Origin of the sequence: Citrobacter sp. U14242 (genome assembly GCF_046555775.1) — a bacterium.
Taxonomy (GTDB): Bacteria; Pseudomonadota; Gammaproteobacteria; order Enterobacterales; family Enterobacteriaceae; genus Citrobacter.
Genome location: NZ_JBKGLW010000003.1, coordinates 188,421 through 207,517 on the forward strand (window position 1 = coordinate 188,421; position 19,097 = coordinate 207,517).

General features: G+C 52.4%; 15 protein-coding genes and 1 other annotated feature. Of the genes, 5 read left to right on the plus strand and 10 right to left on the minus strand.

The window, feature by feature from the left end:
* The first annotated feature begins 38 nt into the window (after window positions 1–38).
* The gene (gene aes / locus ACLJXE_RS05875; protein WP_410750346.1) at window positions 39–998 is read left to right on the plus strand and encodes an acetyl esterase; all 960 of its coding nucleotides are present in this window, start codon (window positions 39–41) and stop codon (window positions 996–998) included.
* On the opposite strand, the gene hemH is transcribed toward aes, so the two are convergent.
* The 8 genes from hemH to ACLJXE_RS05915 all read right to left on the minus strand — a co-directional run bounded on the left by hemH (window position 995) and on the right by ACLJXE_RS05915 (window position 9,328).
* The gene (hemH, locus tag ACLJXE_RS05880; RefSeq protein WP_286628480.1) at window positions 995–1,957 is read right to left on the minus strand and encodes a ferrochelatase; all 963 of its coding nucleotides are present in this window, start codon (window positions 1,955–1,957) and stop codon (window positions 995–997) included. The two genes, aes and hemH, sit on opposite strands and share 4 nt — an antisense overlap.
* Window positions 1,958–2,136: 179 nt before the next feature.
* Window positions 2,137–2,781: an adenylate kinase gene (gene adk / locus ACLJXE_RS05885; RefSeq protein ID WP_003021773.1), complete on the minus strand. Its 645-nt coding sequence runs from the start codon at window positions 2,779–2,781 to the stop codon at window positions 2,137–2,139.
* A 229-nt stretch (window positions 2,782–3,010) separates the two neighbouring features.
* Window positions 3,011–4,885 (minus strand): molecular chaperone HtpG, encoded by a 1,875-nt coding sequence (htpG, locus tag ACLJXE_RS05890; protein WP_410750347.1) that lies wholly within the window; start codon window positions 4,883–4,885, stop codon window positions 3,011–3,013.
* A 110-nt stretch (window positions 4,886–4,995) separates the two neighbouring features.
* The gene (recR, locus tag ACLJXE_RS05895; protein WP_079938353.1) at window positions 4,996–5,601 is read right to left on the minus strand and encodes a recombination mediator RecR; all 606 of its coding nucleotides are present in this window, start codon (window positions 5,599–5,601) and stop codon (window positions 4,996–4,998) included.
* Entirely contained in the window at window positions 5,601–5,930 is a 330-nt protein-coding gene (locus ACLJXE_RS05900) for a YbaB/EbfC family nucleoid-associated protein (RefSeq protein WP_410750348.1), read from the minus strand. The genes recR and ACLJXE_RS05900 overlap by 1 nt, the downstream gene beginning before the upstream one ends.
* Window positions 5,931–5,987: 57 nt before the next feature.
* Window positions 5,988–7,913, minus strand: coding sequence for a DNA polymerase III subunit gamma/tau (gene dnaX, locus ACLJXE_RS05905; RefSeq protein WP_410750349.1), 1,926 nt, complete (start codon window positions 7,911–7,913; stop codon window positions 5,988–5,990).
* Window positions 6,591–6,655 (minus strand) — a sequence feature (DnaX frameshifting element). (Overlaps the previous gene by 65 nt.)
* Window positions 7,914–8,123: 210 nt before the next feature.
* Entirely contained in the window at window positions 8,124–8,675 is a 552-nt protein-coding gene (gene apt / locus ACLJXE_RS05910; protein ID WP_006685676.1) for an adenine phosphoribosyltransferase, read from the minus strand.
* Window positions 8,676–8,959: 284 nt separating this feature from the next.
* The gene (locus ACLJXE_RS05915; protein ID WP_410750350.1) at window positions 8,960–9,328 is read right to left on the minus strand and encodes a DUF454 family protein; all 369 of its coding nucleotides are present in this window, start codon (window positions 9,326–9,328) and stop codon (window positions 8,960–8,962) included.
* 69 nt (window positions 9,329–9,397) lie between these two features.
* Between ACLJXE_RS05915 and priC the strand changes: the two genes are divergently transcribed.
* Together priC and rsmS are read left to right on the plus strand one after the other, a co-directional pair.
* Entirely contained in the window at window positions 9,398–9,925 is a 528-nt protein-coding gene (gene priC, locus ACLJXE_RS05920; RefSeq protein WP_410750351.1) for a primosomal replication protein N'', read from the plus strand.
* Window positions 9,926–9,939: 14 nt separating this feature from the next.
* Window positions 9,940–10,101, plus strand: a complete 162-nt coding sequence (gene rsmS / locus ACLJXE_RS05925; RefSeq protein WP_286628485.1) for a pleiotropic regulatory protein RsmS — start codon at window positions 9,940–9,942, stop codon at window positions 10,099–10,101.
* An 82-nt stretch (window positions 10,102–10,183) separates the two neighbouring features.
* Here the strand turns inward: rsmS and mscK are convergent, their stop codons facing one another.
* A complete protein-coding gene (mscK, locus tag ACLJXE_RS05930) occupies window positions 10,184–13,549 on the minus strand; it encodes a mechanosensitive channel MscK (protein WP_410750352.1) in 3,366 nt (1,121 codons plus the stop codon).
* Window positions 13,550–13,676: 127 nt separating this feature from the next.
* Complete coding sequence (gene acrR, locus ACLJXE_RS05935; protein WP_048212409.1) at window positions 13,677–14,327, minus strand: multidrug efflux transporter transcriptional repressor AcrR; 651 nt, start codon at window positions 14,325–14,327, stop codon at window positions 13,677–13,679.
* 141 nt (window positions 14,328–14,468) lie between these two features.
* On the opposite strand from acrR, the gene acrA reads away from it, so the two are divergent.
* Together acrA and acrB are read left to right on the plus strand one after the other, a co-directional pair.
* On the plus strand, window positions 14,469–15,662 hold the full coding sequence (gene acrA, locus ACLJXE_RS05940) for a multidrug efflux RND transporter periplasmic adaptor subunit AcrA (protein ID WP_286628487.1): 1,194 nt from the start codon (window positions 14,469–14,471) through the stop codon (window positions 15,660–15,662).
* A 22-nt stretch (window positions 15,663–15,684) separates the two neighbouring features.
* Entirely contained in the window at window positions 15,685–18,834 is a 3,150-nt protein-coding gene (gene acrB, locus ACLJXE_RS05945; protein ID WP_286628489.1) for an efflux RND transporter permease AcrB, read from the plus strand.
* Window positions 18,835–19,097 lie beyond the last annotated feature (263 nt).

Sequence of the window (19,097 nt, forward strand, 5' to 3'; positions counted from 1 at the left end):
AGTTTCTACAATAAATCATCGTCCACAAGGAGCGTTTTATGAAGCCGGATAACAAGATCCCCGTACTCGACAGAATTTCAGATGAAATGAAGGTCGTGGTGAATTTTCATCGCGATGACCTGCCACCATGGCCCGCTGCCGATGATATCGTGGCTCAACGAAAGTACTACATACATGAACGGCAATTCTGGAATGCTAATGCACCGCAAATGAGCACTCAGGAGTGCGCAGTTTCCACCCACTATGGCTCTGTTAACACACGTATTTACTCACCGCAGCCTCACAGCCAGGCCACGCTATATTATTTACACGGCGGCGGCTTTATTCTCGGTAATCTGGATACGCACGATCGCATTATGCGTCTACTGGCGCACTACACGCAGTGCACTGTTATTGGCATCGACTACTCACTGTCGCCAGAAGCGCGCTTCCCGCAAGCCATCGAAGAGATTGTCGCCGTCTGCCAATATTTCCATCACCACGCCGACGATTATTCTCTCAATGTGAAACATATTGGTTTTGCCGGCGATTCCGCAGGCGCCATGCTGGCACTCGCCAGTGCGTTGTGGTTGCGTGATAAACAGGTCCCCTGCGGCAAGGTCATTGCCGTACTGTTATGGTACGGGCTGTATGGTCTGCAGGATTCGCTTAGCCGCCGACTGATGGGCGGAGCATGGGATGGCTTAGGGCGTGAGGATCTGCAGATGTACGAAAACGCCTATCTGCGTAGCGCCGACGATCGTGAGTCGCCGTATTATTGCCTGTTTAATAACGATCTTACGCACGACGTGCCACCCTGCTTTATCGCCAGCGCCGAGTTCGATCCGTTGATTGATGACAGCCGGTTACTTTTCCAGACGCTGCATGCGCATCAGCAGACCTGTCAGTATCAAATGTACCCCGGCATGCTGCACGCCTTCCTGCATTATTCGCGGATGATGAAAACCGCCGATGAGGCTCTGCAGGATGGCGCGCGTTTCTTTAAGCAACAGCTTTAGCGGTAGGCTTCGGTCAGTTTAACCATCATTTCGATATGCTCCGGCGCGGCATTCAGCGCCGGAATATACGCATATTTCTTACCCCCCGCCTCAAGGAAAATTTCCCGGTTTTGCACCGCAATCTCTTCCAGTGTTTCAAGACAATCTGCGGCAAAGCCTGGGCACATCACCTGGATATGTCCGGTCCCTTTCTCCGCCAGCATTTTTAACGTTTCGTCAGTATATGGCGTCAGCCACGGCTCACGGCCAAAGCGAGACTGGAAGGTCATCATTACTTTCTCCGGGGCTAAGCCAAGCGCAGAGACCAGTTCCCGGGTGGTATCACGGCAGCGCTGCGGATAATCGTCGCCTTCATCAGCATAGCGTTGTGGAATACCGTGATAAGAAAGCAGCAGTAAATCGGGTTCACCGTGCTGTGCAAACGAATCGCGGGCACTTTTGGCCAGCGCATCAATATAGCTGTTGTCGTCCGCGTAATCACGGATAAAGGAAACCCCAGGAATACCGCGCTTACGCGCCAGGATACGTGCCAGTTCGTCCCATACGGCGGCTACCGTCGAACAGGAGTATTGCGGGTACAGCGTTAACACCACAATGTGGTCAACGCCGCTGGCCAGCAATTCATCAACCGCACTTTCCAGCGAAGGTGAACCGTAACTCATTCCCAGTGCGACGGGCGTATCGGGTAAACGCTCCGCCAGTGCCTGCTGCTGTGCCCGACTGTAAACCATCAGTGGAGAACCGTCCTCCATCCAGATTGACTGGTACAGCTTTGCCACTCGCGGCGCACGCAACGGCAGGATCACACCACGCAGCAACGGCCACCACAGTAGACGGGACGTATCAACTACGCGGGTGTCGCTCAAAAACTGGCGCAGGTAACGTTTAACAGCTTCAGGGGTTGGGGCATCGGGAGTGCCGAGATTAGCCAGCAGGATACCGGTTTTCGTCTGACGCATTACCGCCTCTTATCGATTCAAATTGTTGATAATTGTAGCGGAAAAGCGGGGAAGAAGAACTAATTGCTGTGAGAGGTAAAGTAAGAATTTGCCTGATAGTGCTGCGCTTATCAGCCCTATAAAAAATCGTAGGCCGGATAAGGTGTGTACACCGCTATCCGGCATTAACCGCGAAAAAATTAACCGAGGATTTTTTCCAGCGCTGCGCGAACGTCAGCCACGGCCTGAGTGCCGTCAACTTTCGCGTATTTGGTGTTACCCGCCTGCGCTTCTTTAGAGTAGTAGCCGATCAGCGGAGCCGTCATCTGATGGTATTCCACCAGGCGCTTACGTACGGTCTCTTCCTGATCGTCTTTACGGGTGGTCAGCTCTTCGCCGGTCACGTCGTCTTTACCTTCCACCTTAGGCGGATTGAATTTGATGTGGTAAACGCGGCCAGAAGCAGCGTGTACGCGACGACCAACGATACGATCAACGATCAGTTCGTCCGGAACGTCAAACTCCAGAACGTAGTCCACATTGATGCCCGCTTCTTTCATGGCATCAGCCTGCGGGATAGTACGCGGGAAGCCGTCCAGCAGGAAACCATTACGGCAGTCTTCCTGAGCAATACGCTCTTTTACCAGCGCGATCACCAGCTCATCAGTCACCAGCTTACCGGCGTCCATGATGTCTTTCGCTTGTTTGCCCAGCTCGGAGCCAGATTTCACGGCGGCACGCAGCATATCACCGGTGGAGATTTGCGGAATACCATATTTCTCCATGATGAACTGAGCCTGAGTTCCTTTACCCGCGCCCGGAGCGCCAAGCAGAATGATACGCATTACGAAAATCCCCTTAAAGGTTGTCGATATTTTTTAAAAAGCGCTAAACGATACCACCATCACGCAATTGGCTCAAGAAAGACGCCTGACGCTGAAACGGTTAACGGAGGAAAATTAAGAAAAGAGAAGATAAAAAATTGCCCGATAGCGCTACGCTTATCGGGCTTACAGACGAAACCTGCTCCTGTGCCGGATAAGACGCACAGCGTCACTATCCGGCATATCGAACTCAGGAAACCAGCAGTTGGTTCATGCGACGGATGAACTGGTTAGGGTCTTCCAGCGTACCGCGCTCAGCAAACAACGCCTGATCCAGCAGCAGTTCGACCCACTCTTTAAACTGAGCTTCGTCCTGAGTATCCGCCGTGCGTTTTACCAACACGTGGTCCGGGTTCAGTTCAAAGATGTATTTCACTTCCGGTACAGCCTGGCCCGCAGCGGCAAACAGCTTCGCCATCTGGGTGCTCATTTCGTCTGCGTCAGTGGTGACAATCGCTGGCGTATCGGTCAGACGGTGCGTCAGACGCACCTCTTTCACACGATCGCCCAGCAGGGTTTTCACGCGCTCAACAAACGGCGTCAGCGCTTTTTCCGCCTCTTTTGCCGATTCGTCAACTTCATCCGCCAGCTTGTCGATGGACTCGTCAGCTTTGGCTACGGACTGGAACGGTTTGCCATCGAACTCGGTCAGATAGTTCATCATCCACTCATCGATGCGGTCAGAAAGCAGCAGGACTTCGATGCCTTTCTTACGCAGCAGCTCCAGGTGTGGGCTGCTCTTCGCCGCCGCATAGCTGTCTGCAGTAATGTAGTAGATCTTCTCCTGACCTTCTTTCATCCGCGACACGTAGTCTTCCAGCGACACAGTCTGCGCAGAAGAGTCGGTGTGCGTGGAGGCAAAGCGCATCAGCTTAGCGATGGTTTCCTGGTTCGCGTGGTCTTCCGCCGGACCTTCTTTCAGTACCAGGCCGAACTGTTTCCAGAAGGTCTGGTATTTTTCTGCATCGTCTTTCGCCAGTTTTTCCAGCATCTGCAACACGCGTTTAGTCAGCGCGCTGCGCAGATTACGGGTGACAGTGCTGTCCTGCAGGATCTCACGGGACACGTTCAGCGGCAGATCGTTGGAATCTATCAGACCGCGCACAAAGCGCAGATAGTTCGGCATGAACTGCTCGGCGTCATCCATGATGAACACGCGCTGGACATACAGTTTCAGACCGTGCTTGTGATCGCGGTTCCACATATCCCACGGGGCCTGTGACGGGATGTACAGCAGGCTGGTGTATTCCTGCTTACCTTCCACACGGTTGTGGCTCCAGGTCAGCGGATCGGTGAAGTCGTGCGCGATATGCTTGTAGAATTCGTTGTATTCGTCGTCTTTGATTTCTGACTTGTTACGCGTCCACAGCGCCTGTGCCTTGTTGATTTTCTCCCAGGAAACAACGGTTTCACCGTCTTTTTCTTCCTGTTTTTCAATCTCTACCGGCAGCGCGATATGATCGGAATATTTGCTGATGATGGAACGCACGCGCCAGTCATCCAGGAACTCGTCTTCCCCTTCACGCAGGTGCAGAGTGATTTCGGTACCGCGGTCTTCTTTGGTAATGTCGGCAACAGTGTATTCACCTTCGCCCGCAGATTCCCAGAACACACCGTTTTCAGGCTTATCACCCGCAGCACGGGTACGCACAGTAACTTTATCCGCCACAATAAACGCGGAGTAGAAGCCAACCCCGAACTGGCCGATCAACTGGCTGTCTTTTGCCTGATCGGAGCCCATGGATTCGAGGAAAGATTTCGTACCAGATTTCGCGATGGTTCCCAGATGATCGATAACGTCATCACGATTCATCCCCACGCCGTTATCAGCAATGGTCAACGTACGCTTATCTTTATCGAAGGAAACACGCACACGCAGCTCACCATCACCTTCATACAGGTCCGGATTAGACAGGGCGCGGAAACGCAGCTTGTCTGCCGCATCCGAGGCGTTAGAGATAAGCTCACGCAGGAAGATTTCTTTATTGGAATACAGAGAATGGATCATCAGGTGCAGAAGCTGTTTTACTTCTGACTGAAAACCACGAGTTTCTTGTCCTTTCATGTAGATCTACCTCAACAATGCCATTTTTAATGGTAAAAACACGTTGAGGGTGAAATGGGGACAAGCGGGTAGGATTTCAAGCGGAAGCCGCCGTCGCGGCCTCCGTTTGTTCAGAATTTAATCTTGTGTCGTCCTGCCAGAGAGTGCGACAGTGTCGTACCGTCGACCATTTCCAGCTCGCCGCCTACCGGTACGCCATGGGCGATACGGCTGGCTTCAACGCCATATTGCATACAAAGCTCAGCAATATAGTTGGCGGTTGCCTCTCCTTCAACCGTGGGATTGGTCGCCAGGATCAGTTCGTTGATGTGTTCAGACGCCAGTCGCTGCTCCAGACGATCGAGCCCGATATCATCAGGCCCGATGCCATCCAGCGGCGACAGGTGTCCCATCAGCACAAAGTAACGTCCGGAAAACTGCCCTGTTTGTTCAATGGCATAGATGTCCGCAGGACTCTCCACCACACAAATCTGACCATTTTCCTGGCGACGCGGGTTTGAACAGATGTTGCAGACGTCTTGCTCCGTAAAGGTGCGGCAATCGGCACAGTGGCCGATTTCCGACATCGCTTTCGTTAACGCCTGCGCCAGACGCATCCCGCCGCTGCGATCGCGCTGCAGGAGCGTGAACGCCATGCGCTGCGCCGACTTCGGGCCAACGCCCGGCAGACAGCGCAATGCTTCCATAAGCTGAGTTAACAGCGGGCTGGTTTGCATCAGAACGGCATCTTAAAGCCAGGTGGCAGCTGCATACCGGAGGAAACGGAGGCCATTTTCTCTTTCTGCGTTTCTTCAATGCGACGTGCCGCATCGTTGAATGCTGCAGCAACCAGATCTTCCAGCATCTCTTTGTCGTCTTCCAGCAGGCTTGGATCGATCTCCACGCGACGGCAGTTATGCGCGCCGTTGATGGTCACTTTCACCAGACCTGCGCCAGATTCACCGGTGACTTCCAGCCTGGCGACTTCTTCCTGCATCTGCTGCATTTTTTCTTGCATCTGCTGGGCCTGTTTCATCAGGTTACCCAGACCGCCTTTACCAAACATAGGCTTCTCTCTCAATCACGTTAAGGGATGACGACCGTCAAACCATTAGGCTGACGATCAAATGGGGCGAATACTCTCTTCGTCCAGGTCCGCGTCGAAAAAACGACGCAGCGTCTGAATGTTATTATCCGCAATAATCGACTCACGCGCCTGCGCGAGTTTCTCTTCGTAAATGGCCTGACGCCACTCCAGCGGCGTGCGCACCGCTGGATTATCATCTTCAACGATGGTCAATTCAACCGTTGACCCCGTTAAGGTACTCAATGCTTCGGCCAGTTTTTGCTGCGCGCCGCTGGAATTAAGATGGCGCTGCGTTGAACGCAGATGCAGGCAAACCACATTGCCATTTTCTTCTTTCCAGGCGTTCAGCGCTACCTGCTCCACCAGTTTGGGCAACGAAAGCTGACTCACCTGCGCAGCCCAGGGGTCGCGCTCAATAGCTTCAGCCGCAAGCTTTGCAGCCAGCTCTGGCGTTTTTTCGTGCTCCAGCGCTTTTTTCAGCGCTTTCGGCGTGGCGACCTCTTCTTTGACTTCTGCAACTGGATTGGTTGCTTTCCAGCGGTAGGCTTCTTTTTTCGTCGGCGTTTGTTCCAGTGCGGAGACAGCCGGACGCGCCTGAACACGTTCAGACACCGAAGCCAGTCTTTCCAGCGCAGCATTATTCACCGGCCGCGCGCGGGAAGCGGCTGCCGGTTCACTCTTTTTTGGTTTGGTTGCTCCCTGAGCGCGCTGCAACTGACTACGTGCCGCCAGCACCTGGCTGGTGGCGTCAGATAACGGCACATCATGATGCACCGGTGCAGACTGTTGTGGTGGGACCGGCGTTGGGGTCATCACCGCGGTGGGTGCGACCGGGGCAAACGACTGTCGCGGGACTTCAGGCTCCGGAAGCGGCAGGCGCGGATGAAAAGCCAGCGCACGCAACAGCGTCATTTCTACCCCCATACGTCGGTCTGGCGCATACGGTAATTCTTTGCGCCCAATTAACAACGTCTGGTAGTAAAGCTGCACATCGGTCGGAGGTACGGTCCGCGCCAGCTCGCGTAAACGCTGCTCAATTGCAGCCATATCACTGCCAAGCGCGGCGGGTGAAAGCTGTACCATCGCAATACGATGCAGCAAGGCCGACATCTCAACCAACAACGCTTCCCATTCAATACCGCGCGCGGCGGCGTCGTGCAGCAGCGTCATGACGCGCTCACCATCCGCAGAAACAACCGCCTCAACGAGCGACAGCGCCTGATCGTCATCCAGCGTACCGAGCATGGTGCTCACCGCCTGGGTAGAGACCTGTCCATCGCCGCTGGCAATCGCCTGATCGGTCAGACTTAGCGCATCACGCAGGCTGCCATCCGCTGCACGGGCCAGCAACTGCAGCGCACGAGGCTCATGAGCGATGTGCTCTTCATTGAGGATATGCTCAAGCTGATGACGAATCTGCTCAACATCCAACGCCTTGAGGTGGAATTGCAGACAACGTGACAGGATAGTAACCGGCAGTTTTTGCGGATCGGTGGTCGCCAGCAGGAATTTGACGTGCGCCGGCGGCTCTTCGAGCGTTTTCAGTAACGCGTTAAAACTGTGACGCGACAGCATGTGCACTTCGTCGATCAGATAGACCTTAAAGCGACCGCGCGCTGGCGCATACTGGACGTTATCCAGCAGATCGCGGGTGTCTTCGACTTTGGTGCGCGACGCAGCATCGATCTCAATCAGATCGACAAAACGCCCCTGCTCGATTTCGCGGCAGTTATCACACACACCACAAGGCGTAGCCGTGATGCCGGTTTCACAGTTCAGTCCCTTCGCCAACAAACGGGCGATCGAGGTTTTTCCGACGCCACGGGTGCCAGAAAAAAGATATGCATGATGAATACGCCCTAACGACAAGCCGTTCGCCAGTGCCGTCAGCACATGTTCCTGGCCGACGACGTCAGCAAAGGTTTGTGGGCGCCATTTTCGGGCTAAGACCTGATAACTCATTGGCAGGCTCTGAAAGGCTGGAGGGTGGATTCACAAGAGGGTAATGCTAACACAACCTCGCACCGACGGCGAGGTTGACACGTTATATTCGGGCGTTATCGTTGCAGCCAGTTTGGTTTCGGGCAGCGCGCAGAAACCGGAGCGTACACGTAGTACGTGAGGATTTTGAGCACTGACCGGAGCCAGAATGGCAAAAAAGAGAGTCCGAACTTAGTGGCCCGGGAATGGGACCAGGCTGTAACAGGTCAGCCCCTGTTTTTCCAGACGTTGTTCGCCGCCCAGATCGAACAGATTAATGATAAAAGCGGCATCGGTCACTTCGCCGCCCAGACGACGGATCAGCTTCACGGTCGCTTCAATCGTGCCACCGGTTGCCAGCAGGTCGTCAACGACCAGAACTTTATCGCCTGGTTTGATGGCATCAACGTGGATTTCCAGCTGATCGGTGCCGTATTCCAGCTCGTAGCTCTCAGCAATGACTTCACGCGGAAGCTTACGCGGTTTACGCACGGGAACAAACCCGACGCCCAGGCCCAACGCGACCGGTGCGCCAAACAGGAAGCCACGCGCTTCGGTACCGACCACTTTGGTAATACCGGCATTTTTGTAACGCTCAACCAGCAATTCGATGCTGAGCGCGTACGCTTTCGGGTCTTCCAGCAAACTGGTGACATCACGGAAAAGAATGCCCGGTTTCGGGTAGTCGTGGATGCTTTTGATGCTATTTTTGAGAAACTCAAGCTGCTGTGCAGTCGCGGTCATAAGTTTGTGCCTGATTAATACAGTATTACTTCACGGCGCACTATACACTTTATCCTTCAAGCGGCCTTTTGATTGGCTACCTTCATTCATCCCAGTCACTTACTGATGTAAGCTCCGGGGATTCATTCAGTGCCGTCTCGACGCGACTTGAATGATTTTGTGTCTATATAAGAGTCAAAGTTACACTTGCTTAACCTTTGACCACCTGCGCCTGTGCTCGAAAACGGTCGAATTTACTGGCTGTGAGAGACAATTGCAACAGCGATTATTGTGCTTCAGTGCTTTTATTGCTTTTCATCAACCACCGGGATTCGCCACATAAAAATCAGCAAACAGGTGAGAATCACCAGCAGCAGCACGCGAACCCACAACATATTAACGAACCACAGCGAAACGCTAAATGTCAGCACGATCAACAAAATAGCGCGAGGTTTTGCTCCCGGCGGCATCGCGCGGTGTTTTTGCCAATGGCGCAAATAACCACCGAACCACGAACGATAAAGCAGCCAGGCGTGAAAGCGAGGCGATGAACGAGCAAAACACCAGGCGGCCAGCAGGATAAATGGCGTGGTAGGCAACAGTGGCAATACAACGCCCAACGTGCCTAACACTACCGCTATCCAGCCAATGATGATTAGAATAATGCGTTGCATAATATGAGTACTTAACACAGAGAATCGCTACTTTAGCATAACAGTTCTCATTTTCATCGGAGTGTTGTCGTGAAAACCGTCATGCTACTACAGAAGCTCGAAAGTCAACTCAACAGCCTGCGCCAGCAATGTGCGCCCCAGGCTCATCACGCAACGCTCAGCGCCCGTTTCGATCGTCATCTTTTTCGTACTCGCAGCACGCTGTTGCAGGCTTGTCTGGATGAAGCTGGCGATAATCTTGCCGCCCTGCGGCGTGCCGTTGAGCAACAACAATTACCGCAAATTGCCTGGCTTGCGGAACATCTCGCCTCACAGTTAGAAGCGATTTCACGCGAATCCGCCACCTGGTCACTGAGGGAGTGGGACAGCGCCTCGCCGGGTCTTGCCCGCTGGCAGCGCAAACGCGTTCAGCATCAGGAATTTGAGCGGCGTCTGGTTGAGATGACTCGTGAACGTAAAGAGCGATTAGCTCAGGCCTCGGGGTTAGAGGAGCAGCAAAAGTTGCACCGAGAAGTCGAGGCGTTCGAAGCACGGCTGGCACGCTGCCGTCATGCGCTGGCAAGGATTGAAAACGTGCTGGCGCGTTTAACCCGCTAATCACCGGAGAATGTATGTCTCTTGAAAACGCCCCGGACGACGTCAAATTGGCCGTCGATTTAATTGTTTTGCTTGAAGAGAATCAGGTGGAACCTGAAACCGTACTGAAAGCTCTGGAGATTGTGAAGCGGGATTACGAGAAGAAACAGCTCTCTTTATCAAAAAAAGAGCGGTAGCTGAAATGGCCTTTCGGTGGTGCATTATCCGGCCTACGAATGAATCGAAGCTCACAGGCCGGATAAGACGTTTAGCTCACCCTCAACCAACGGCTGGCGTCGGATCGTCACCTTTGATGATGTCACGCTTAACCTCCGTCACTGTGTCACCTTTGGCATTATGCAGGTGCACTTCGAGTTGGTTAAAGGCGATATCAATATTGTTTTCACGGCATAAACGATCAACCGCGCGGTTCAGTTCATCGACCGTGTGGCTGCGATCCCGCAGTTCACGAACGTATAAACGCAGTTCATGATCCAACGTGCTGGCACCGAAAGCAGTAAAGAACACTGCCGGCTCCGGATCGTGCATCACTTTCGGATGTTCCGTTGCCGCCTGCAGCAGTACTTTCTTCACTTTATCCAGATCTGAACCATAAGCCACACCAATACGAATAACCAATCGTGTGGTGGTATCAGACAGTGACCAGTTGATCAGACGCTCCGTCACAAAAGCCTTATTCGGGATAATGACCTCTTTGCGATCGAAGTCGGTAATCGTTGTTGCACGAATACGGATCTTGCTGACCGTACCAGAGAACGTACCAATGGTAACCGTATCGCCAATACGTACCGGACGTTCAAACAGAATAATCAGACCCGAGACAAAGTTACCGAAGATTTCCTGTAAGCCAAAACCCAGACCAACCGACAGGGCCGCTGCCAGCCACTGGAGTTTGTCCCACGATACGCCGAGCGATCCGAAGACTGTCATTGCCCCGATAGCGATAATCGCGTAATTGAGGATCGTGGTGATGGCATACGATGCGCCCTGGCGCATTTTCAGGCGTGAAAGCACCAGCACTTCGAGCAAACCAGGTAAGTTGCGGATCAGTGCCCACGCCACCATCGAGGCAATAATGGCAAACAACAAACTGCCCATGGTGACATCTTTCACCACTGCAGCTCCCGCTTCAGTACCGTTGTAATGCCAAAGCGTAATGCTGTCGAGATAACTAAACACGGTGATCAGATCGGACCAGATTGCCCAGAACAGAACACCAAACAGAGCCACCATCAACAGCATCGTAATACGCAGCGTTTGCTGGTTTACCTGTTCCAGCGCTATGGTCGGTTCTTCCTGCGGTTCTGCGCCTTCGGCCCCTTCTTTCACCAGATTCTGGCGACGCGCCAACGCACGACGCCAGGCGATGCGGCGTGCCGCCACGCTCAACCCACGCAGCACCGTCTGGTAAAGCAGGTTCCAGACAATAACCAGATAAACCGTTTCAATCCAACGACCGGACAGGCGCAGCGTGGTATAGAAATAACCAGTCGCCGTCAGCACCATCAACGCAAGCGGGATAATAGACAACACGGTAATAGTGACCAGACGCAGACCATGCGACTCTTTGTCACGCCAGCTTTCACGGCACATTGGCCACACCAGGAAGGCAATCAGCAGCAGGTTAAGGAAAATAACGACTTGCCCTAACACATCATCCATCAGATTAAGCGGCGACAGTTCAGCAATAACCGACCAGAAGTTAAGCGGCAACAGCGCAAGGCTAATACGCACAATCTGGCGACGCCAGTGGCTGGTCTGCTTCGCTGGCATGCCAAAATGACGTATCGCCACGCCATCTTTTTCCAGTACCTTCCAGCACAGACCGAACACCAGCCAGAAAACGGTCATCTTCTTACTGAATGCCCACAGCAGATCGCTGACGTTTAATTGCATCGTCAGCAGAATTAAGCCTACAGCGAGAATAATCAGACATGCGGGTAAGGCTCTGATCAAATCAATCAGTATCGCTTTTGGCGTGTTGAGTTGGCTGTCATTACGCAAATTCCCCACCGCCGCGGCGAGTTTTGCCTGATACTCTTTCAGCCATTTAAGACGCCAGCGGATGAGCCCGGCAATAAGCAGCAACGGCAGACCGGCCAGGAACGCAATGAATACCGCCGGCCAGGCTTTTTCCCAGTTCACGGTAATTTTCATCGACTTAAACTGGTCTTTGAGCGTTTGCGGGAACGCCTTGATCCAGTCCCAGTCCATCGGGCGGTTACTGTTTACCCAGAAGATTTGCTGCGTGAGGATCCCTTTCAGGTTTTTCGATACGCTCATTAACTGCTGTTGATTAATTTGCAGGTTAATGGCCATCATCAATTGGTTACCCAACTGCTTATTCAACTGGTCCAACAGTTCACGACGCATATCCACAACCTGCAGCAGGGCATCATGGACTTCGCCATTCACTTCATTGCTGTGCCCTTCTTCTAGCCTGGCGACAAACGCATCATTCTGGAATAGTGCATCACGCTGCTGGTTAACCTCGAACTGCTCCAGACGCAAGTCGGCGATCCGGTTGGTCATGTCGGCAAGTTCATCCGCCGACGGCAGCGTTTGTTGTTGCTGGTACAGAATGCGTGACAACAGCAGGCTGCCTTTCAGCACGGCGATTTGTTCTTTAATATTGCGTTCAGATTGCAGCGCACGATCAAGCCAGTTTTTGACTTTAATGTTTTGCTGCATCAGCGTGTTGCCGTTTTCGGTGGCAGATATCAGACGCTGACTGAGCTGATGGTTAATATCAAGTTCTTGTTTAACCAGCGGGTTGGTCTGGATACGCGCCGCTTCGTCTGGTGTTACCGCTTCCTGAGCCGTCTTTTCGGTTAGCGTCAGACGTTTGCTGTTCACCGCTTCCTGCAGCAACTGAAGCTGATGTTCAAGACGATTCGTATTCGCCGTTACATAATCACGCTGTTTCTGCAAGGTATCCTGCAAAACCGTGTTGCCTTCCAGACTCTTACGCTGTTGATCGATCTGCGCGCTCAGCAACGCTTGCTGCGCCTGCAGCAACACCTGTTGGCTGGGGCGTAATGCCGCCTCACCCACATTAGTTCCATCCAGGCGATTGCGAATTTGCTGCATTTGCTGTGATGCGGTGTACATCGCATTTTGCACGCGCTCTGGCTGCGTTTGCAGCGAAACCAACTGACTGTTGTATGCTGCAAGGTCGTTTTGCGCGCTTTGCAGATCGTCCAGCACCTGTGCGACACGAGATTCAAGCTGGCGCAGGGAGAGCGTACTCAGCGTTTTCCGCGTTTCATCGTCATTATCGACATCGCTGAGTGAATTCAACGCATCCGTTGCCTGGCGCATTTTCTCCGGCGCCTGAGCCACTTTCTGGCGAAGCTGTACGGTCTCATCTTTCACGCGATCTATTTTATCCAGCGTGGCGATAGTATCGATGAGATCCTGCTGAACCAGTTTGTCCTGCGCGGAAAGATCTTTTTGTTTATTCAGCGCATCCAACTGGCTCTGAATATCCACTTTTGTCGGCAGTTCACCATTCTGTTGCGCTCGCGCAAATGCTGATGACTGGCTGGACAGCAATAGAATGAAGAAAAGAATGCTTATAGCAATAAGATGCTGTGAACGTTTATAGAGCTGCAACATAGTCATGAGAATGAACGTTTCTGAACCGGGAAAGTGACCGAAAATAGTCAAGCGGCAAGAATATCACGGCTGTGACGGACAGAATAGCAGGAGGGAAACCCTCCAGGAGAATTCCTGGCGCAGAAATGGTAAGTTAGCGTGTCTCCCCTGTCTGCAGGCGCAAGGTTGGACAAAGCAGGCACATCTCCAGCAACACCGCCACGTAGTGGCGAGCCTCATTCTTCAGATCAAAAGATTCGGGGGCAAATAACCAGTTCTCCATGATCCCGGAAATATAGCTACGCATTAACACCGCTACACGACGGGTGTTCAGGTTTTCCGGCAGCATGTTGACATCCATACAGTGGCGTAACGTTTTTTCTATACGGTCATAGTTTTCCAGGCACAGACTACGTTCGACTAACTGAACTGATGCTATTTCCCCGACAAATTCGCATTTGTGGAATATAATCTCCATCAATAAACGTCGGCGTTCTTCTGTCACGGTAGTTTCAAGAACGTAAATTAAAATTTCTCTTAATACTGATAGTGGATCGTCGGGGAATTTTGCCTGATACTCAGTTTCTAACTCATCAATGTTAGGTTTTGCCAGCTCCCAGATTTCACTGAATAAATCCGACTTGTTTTTGAAATGCCAATAGATAGCACCGCGAGTTACACCAGCGGCTTTTGCGATCTCCGCAAGCGAGGTGGATGAGACCCCTTGTTGCGAAAACAAACGCAGAGCGACATCGAGAATGTGCTGTCGTGTTTCCTGTGCTTGTTGTTTGGTTTTTCGTGCCATAGGTCAGTGAATTTACAGGCGTTAGATTTACATACATTTGTGAATGTATGTACCATAGCACGACGATAATATAAACGCAGCAATGGGTTTATGGGCTTTCAGCCATTGATCAATTTGAAATCGGACACTCGAGGTTTACATATGAACAAAAACAGAGGGTTAACGCCTCTGGCAGTCGTTCTGATGCTCTCAGGCAGCTTAGCGCTAACAGGATGTGACGACAAACAGGCCCAACAAGGGGGCCAGCAGATGCCAGAGGTTGGAGTTGTGACACTCAAAACTGAACCTCTACAGATCACCACTGAACTCCCGGGTCGCACCAGTGCTTACCGCATTGCAGAAGTTCGCCCTCAGGTTAGCGGCATCATCCTGAAGCGTAATTTCACAGAAGGCGGCGACATTGAAGCGGGTGTGTCTCTCTATCAGATTGATCCTGCTACTTACCAGGCCGCTTATGAAAGCGCAAAAGGCGATCTGGCCAAGGCACAAGCCGCAGCAAATATCGCTCAGCTGACGGTTAAACGTTATCAGAAACTGTTAGGTACGAAGTACATCAGTCAACAGGACTATGATAGCGCACAGGCAGATGCACAGCAGGCGAACGCTGCTGTTGTCGCTGCGAAAGCCGCGGTAGAAACTGCGCGCATCAATCTGGCTTATACCAAAGTGACATCGCCGATCAGCGGTCGCATTGGTAAATCATCCGTTACGGAAGGCGCTCTGGTGCAAAACGGTCAGGCGACCGCACTGGCGACCGTTCAGCAGTTGGATCCCATCTATGTGGACGTAACGCAGTCAAGTAACGACTTCCTGCGCCTGAAACAAGAGTTGGCCAATGGCACGCTGAAACAAGAGAACGGTAAAGCGAAAGTCGAACTGGTCACCAGCGACGGTATTAAATTCCCGCAGTCCGGTACGCTGGAATTTTCTGATGTGACGGTAGATCAAACCACCGGATCGATTACGTTACGCGCAATCTTCCCGAACCCGGATCACACCTTACTGCCGGGTATGTTCGTCCGTGCCCGTCTGGAAGAAGGGGTTAACCCAACGGCAATACTGGTTCCGCAGCAAGGCGTGACCCGTACACCACGCGGTGAAGCCAGTGCGTTGGTTATCGGTGCTGATGACAAAGTTGAAACGCGTCAAATTGTCGCCGCACAAGCGATTGGCGACAAATGGTTAGTCACTGATGGACTTAAGCCGGGCGACCGCGTGATTGTCACAGGGCTGCAAAAAGTACGTCCTGGCGCGCAGGTAAAAGCGCAGGAAATCACCGCGGATAACAACCAGCAAGGCGCAAGCGGTAGCCAGTCTGAGCAGTCCAAGTCTTAACTTAAACAGGAGCCGTTAAGACATGCCTAATTTCTTTATCGATCGCCCCATATTTGCGTGGGTGATCGCCATTATCATCATGTTGGCAGGGGGGCTCGCGATCCTCAAATTGCCGGTGGCGCAATATCCGACTATTGCACCGCCAGCAGTGACGATCTCCGCGACCTACCCTGGCGCTGATGCCAAAACAGTACAGGATACTGTTACGCAGGTTATCGAACAGAATATGAACGGTATCGATAACCTGATGTACATGTCCTCTAACAGTGACTCAACCGGTACGGTTCAGATCACCCTGACATTCCAGTCAGGTACTGATGCTGACATTGCGCAGGTTCAGGTGCAGAACAAACTGCAGCTGGCGATGCCGCTGCTGCCGCAGGAAGTACAACAACAGGGCGTGAGCGTCGAGAAATCGTCCAGTAGCTTCCTGATGGTTGTCGGCGTCATCAACACCAACGGCACCATGACGCAGGAGGATATTTCCGACTACGTGGGCGCCAACATGAAGGATGCGATCAGCCGTACTTCAGGTGTGGGCGATGTGCAGCTGTTCGGTTCCCAGTACGCGATGCGTATCTGGATGGATCCGAATAAACTGAACAACTTCCAACTCACGCCAGTTGATGTGATCAGCGCCATTAAAGCGCAGAACGCCCAGGTTGCAGCCGGTCAGTTAGGCGGTACGCCGCCGGTGAAAGGCCAGCAACTTAACGCGTCGATCATCGCGCAAACCCGTCTGACCTCCGCAGATGAGTTCAGCAAAATTCTGCTGAAAGTGAATCAGGATGGCTCTCAGGTACGTCTGCGTGACGTCGCGAAAGTCGAACTGGGCGGCGAGAACTACGACATCATTGCGAAGTTCAACGGCAAGCCTGCGTCTGGTCTGGGTATCAAACTGGCTACCGGTGCGAACGCCCTGGATACCGCAGCGGCCATCCGCGAAGAACTGAAGAAGATGGAGCCGTTCTTCCCGTCAGGCCTGAAAATTGTTTATCCGTATGACACAACACCGTTCGTGAAAATCTCTATTCACGAAGTAGTGAAGACGCTGGCGGAAGCAATCATCCTCGTGTTCCTGGTTATGTATCTGTTCCTGCAGAACTTCCGCGCGACGTTGATTCCGACCATCGCCGTCCCGGTCGTCTTGTTGGGTACTTTTGCTGTGCTGGCGATTTTCGGCTTCTCGATAAACACGCTAACGATGTTCGGGATGGTGCTCGCCATCGGCCTGTTGGTGGATGACGCCATCGTGGTGGTCGAGAACGTTGAACGTGTCATGGCTGAAGAAGGGCTACCACCGAAAGAAGCAACGCGTAAATCAATGGGCCAGATTCAGGGCGCATTGGTGGGTATCGCGATGGTATTGTCCGCGGTATTTATCCCAATGGCCTTCTTCGGGGGTTCTACCGGTGCGATTTACCGTCAGTTCTCCATCACCATTGTTTCCGCAATGGCGTTGTCTGTACTGGTGGCGTTGATTCTGACCCCTGCCCTGTGTGCAACAATGCTTAAACCGATTGCTAAGGGCGATCACGGAGAAGGCAAAAAAGGCTTCTTCGGCTGGTTTAACCGCATGTTCGATAAGAGCACGCACCATTACACCGACAGTGTGGGCGGTATTCTGCGCAGCACCGGTCGTTATCTGGCGCTGTATCTGATCATCGTCGTGGGTATGGCCTATCTGTTCGTTCGTCTGCCAAGCTCCTTCCTGCCTGATGAAGACCAGGGGGTATTCCTTTCTATGGCTCAGCTACCCGCGGGTGCAACGCAAGAGCGTACCCAGAAGGTGCTGGACGAAATGACGGATTACTACCTGACCAAAGAAAAAGCGAACGTTGAATCGGTGTTTGCGGTTAACGGCTTCGGCTTTGCTGGTCGTGGTCAGAACACCGGTATCGCCTTCGTCTCTCTGAAAGACTGGAGTGAACGTCCAGGTGAAGAGAACAAGGTAGAAGCGATTACTCAGCGTGCGATGGGGGCGTTCTCGCAGATTAAAGACGCCATGGTATTCGCCTTTAACCTGCCAGCAATCGTAGAACTGGGCACCGCGACTGGTTTCGACTTCCAGTTGATTGACCAGGCCGGTCTGGGCCATGAAAAATTGACTCAGGCGCGTAACCAACTGTTTGGTGAAGTCGCGAAACATCCTGATCTGTTAGTGGGCGTACGTCCTAACGGTCTGGAAGATACTCCGCAATTCAAGATCGATATCGATCAGGAAAAAGCGCAGGCTCTGGGTGTTTCCATTAGTGACATTAATACAACGCTGGGCGCTGCTTGGGGCGGAAGCTACGTGAACGACTTCATCGACCGTGGTCGTGTGAAGAAAGTTTACGTCATGTCTGAAGCCAAATACCGTATGTTGCCGGAAGATATTGGAAACTGGTATGTCCGCGGTAGCGATGGACAAATGGTGCCGTTCTCGGCTTTCTCTTCCTCACGTTGGGAATATGGTTCACCGCGTCTGGAACGCTATAACGGTCTGCCGTCCATGGAAATCTTAGGCCAGGCCGCACCGGGTAAAAGTACCGGTGAAGCGATGGCAATGATGGAGCAACTGGCCAGCAAACTGCCATCCGGTATCGGCTATGACTGGACAGGTATGTCCTACCAGGAACGACTGTCCGGTAATCAGGCACCTGCCCTGTATGCGATTTCACTGATCGTCGTCTTCCTGTGTCTGGCGGCATTGTACGAGAGCTGGTCAATTCCATTCTCCGTTATGCTGGTCGTTCCGCTGGGGGTTATCGGTGCGCTGCTGGCGGCAACGTTCCGTGGTTTGACCAACGACGTTTACTTCCAGGTGGGCCTGCTCACAACCATTGGGTTGTCGGCGAAGAACGCGATATTGATCGTCGAATTCGCCAAAGACTTGATGGATAAAGAAGGTAAAGGTCTGGTAGAAGCGACTCTGGATGCAGTTCGCATGCGTTTACGTCCGATTCTGATGACATCATTAGCCTTTATCCTCGGCGTAATGCCACTGGTTATCAGCTCCGGTGCAGGTAGTGGCGCGCAGAACGCCGTCGGTACTGGCGTAATGGGCGGGATGGTCACGGCAACCGTATTGGCTATCTTCTTTGTTCCGGTGTTCTTTGTGGTGGTCCGCCGCCGCTTTAGCCGCAAGAACGAAGATGTTGAACATAGCCACTCAGTTGAGCATCATTGATACATTCCTAAAGATAAGGCCGCGCAAGCGGCCTTTTTTCTGGAAAAAAATCATAAAAATCGCTTATTGCGATTTCGTTTATTTTCTCTTGTTTAAATAAGCGATATAATCCCTGTGAGCTTAAAGGCTATTCTTAAAAAGCGTCACGAATCCTTATTTACTTAAATAAATATTAAGACTATTCCTAGTTTTCGTTCACAGAGCCGGTTGTCGCCTTTCGTTGCTAAACCTAAACAAGATAACTTGATGATTGGCCGAGAATA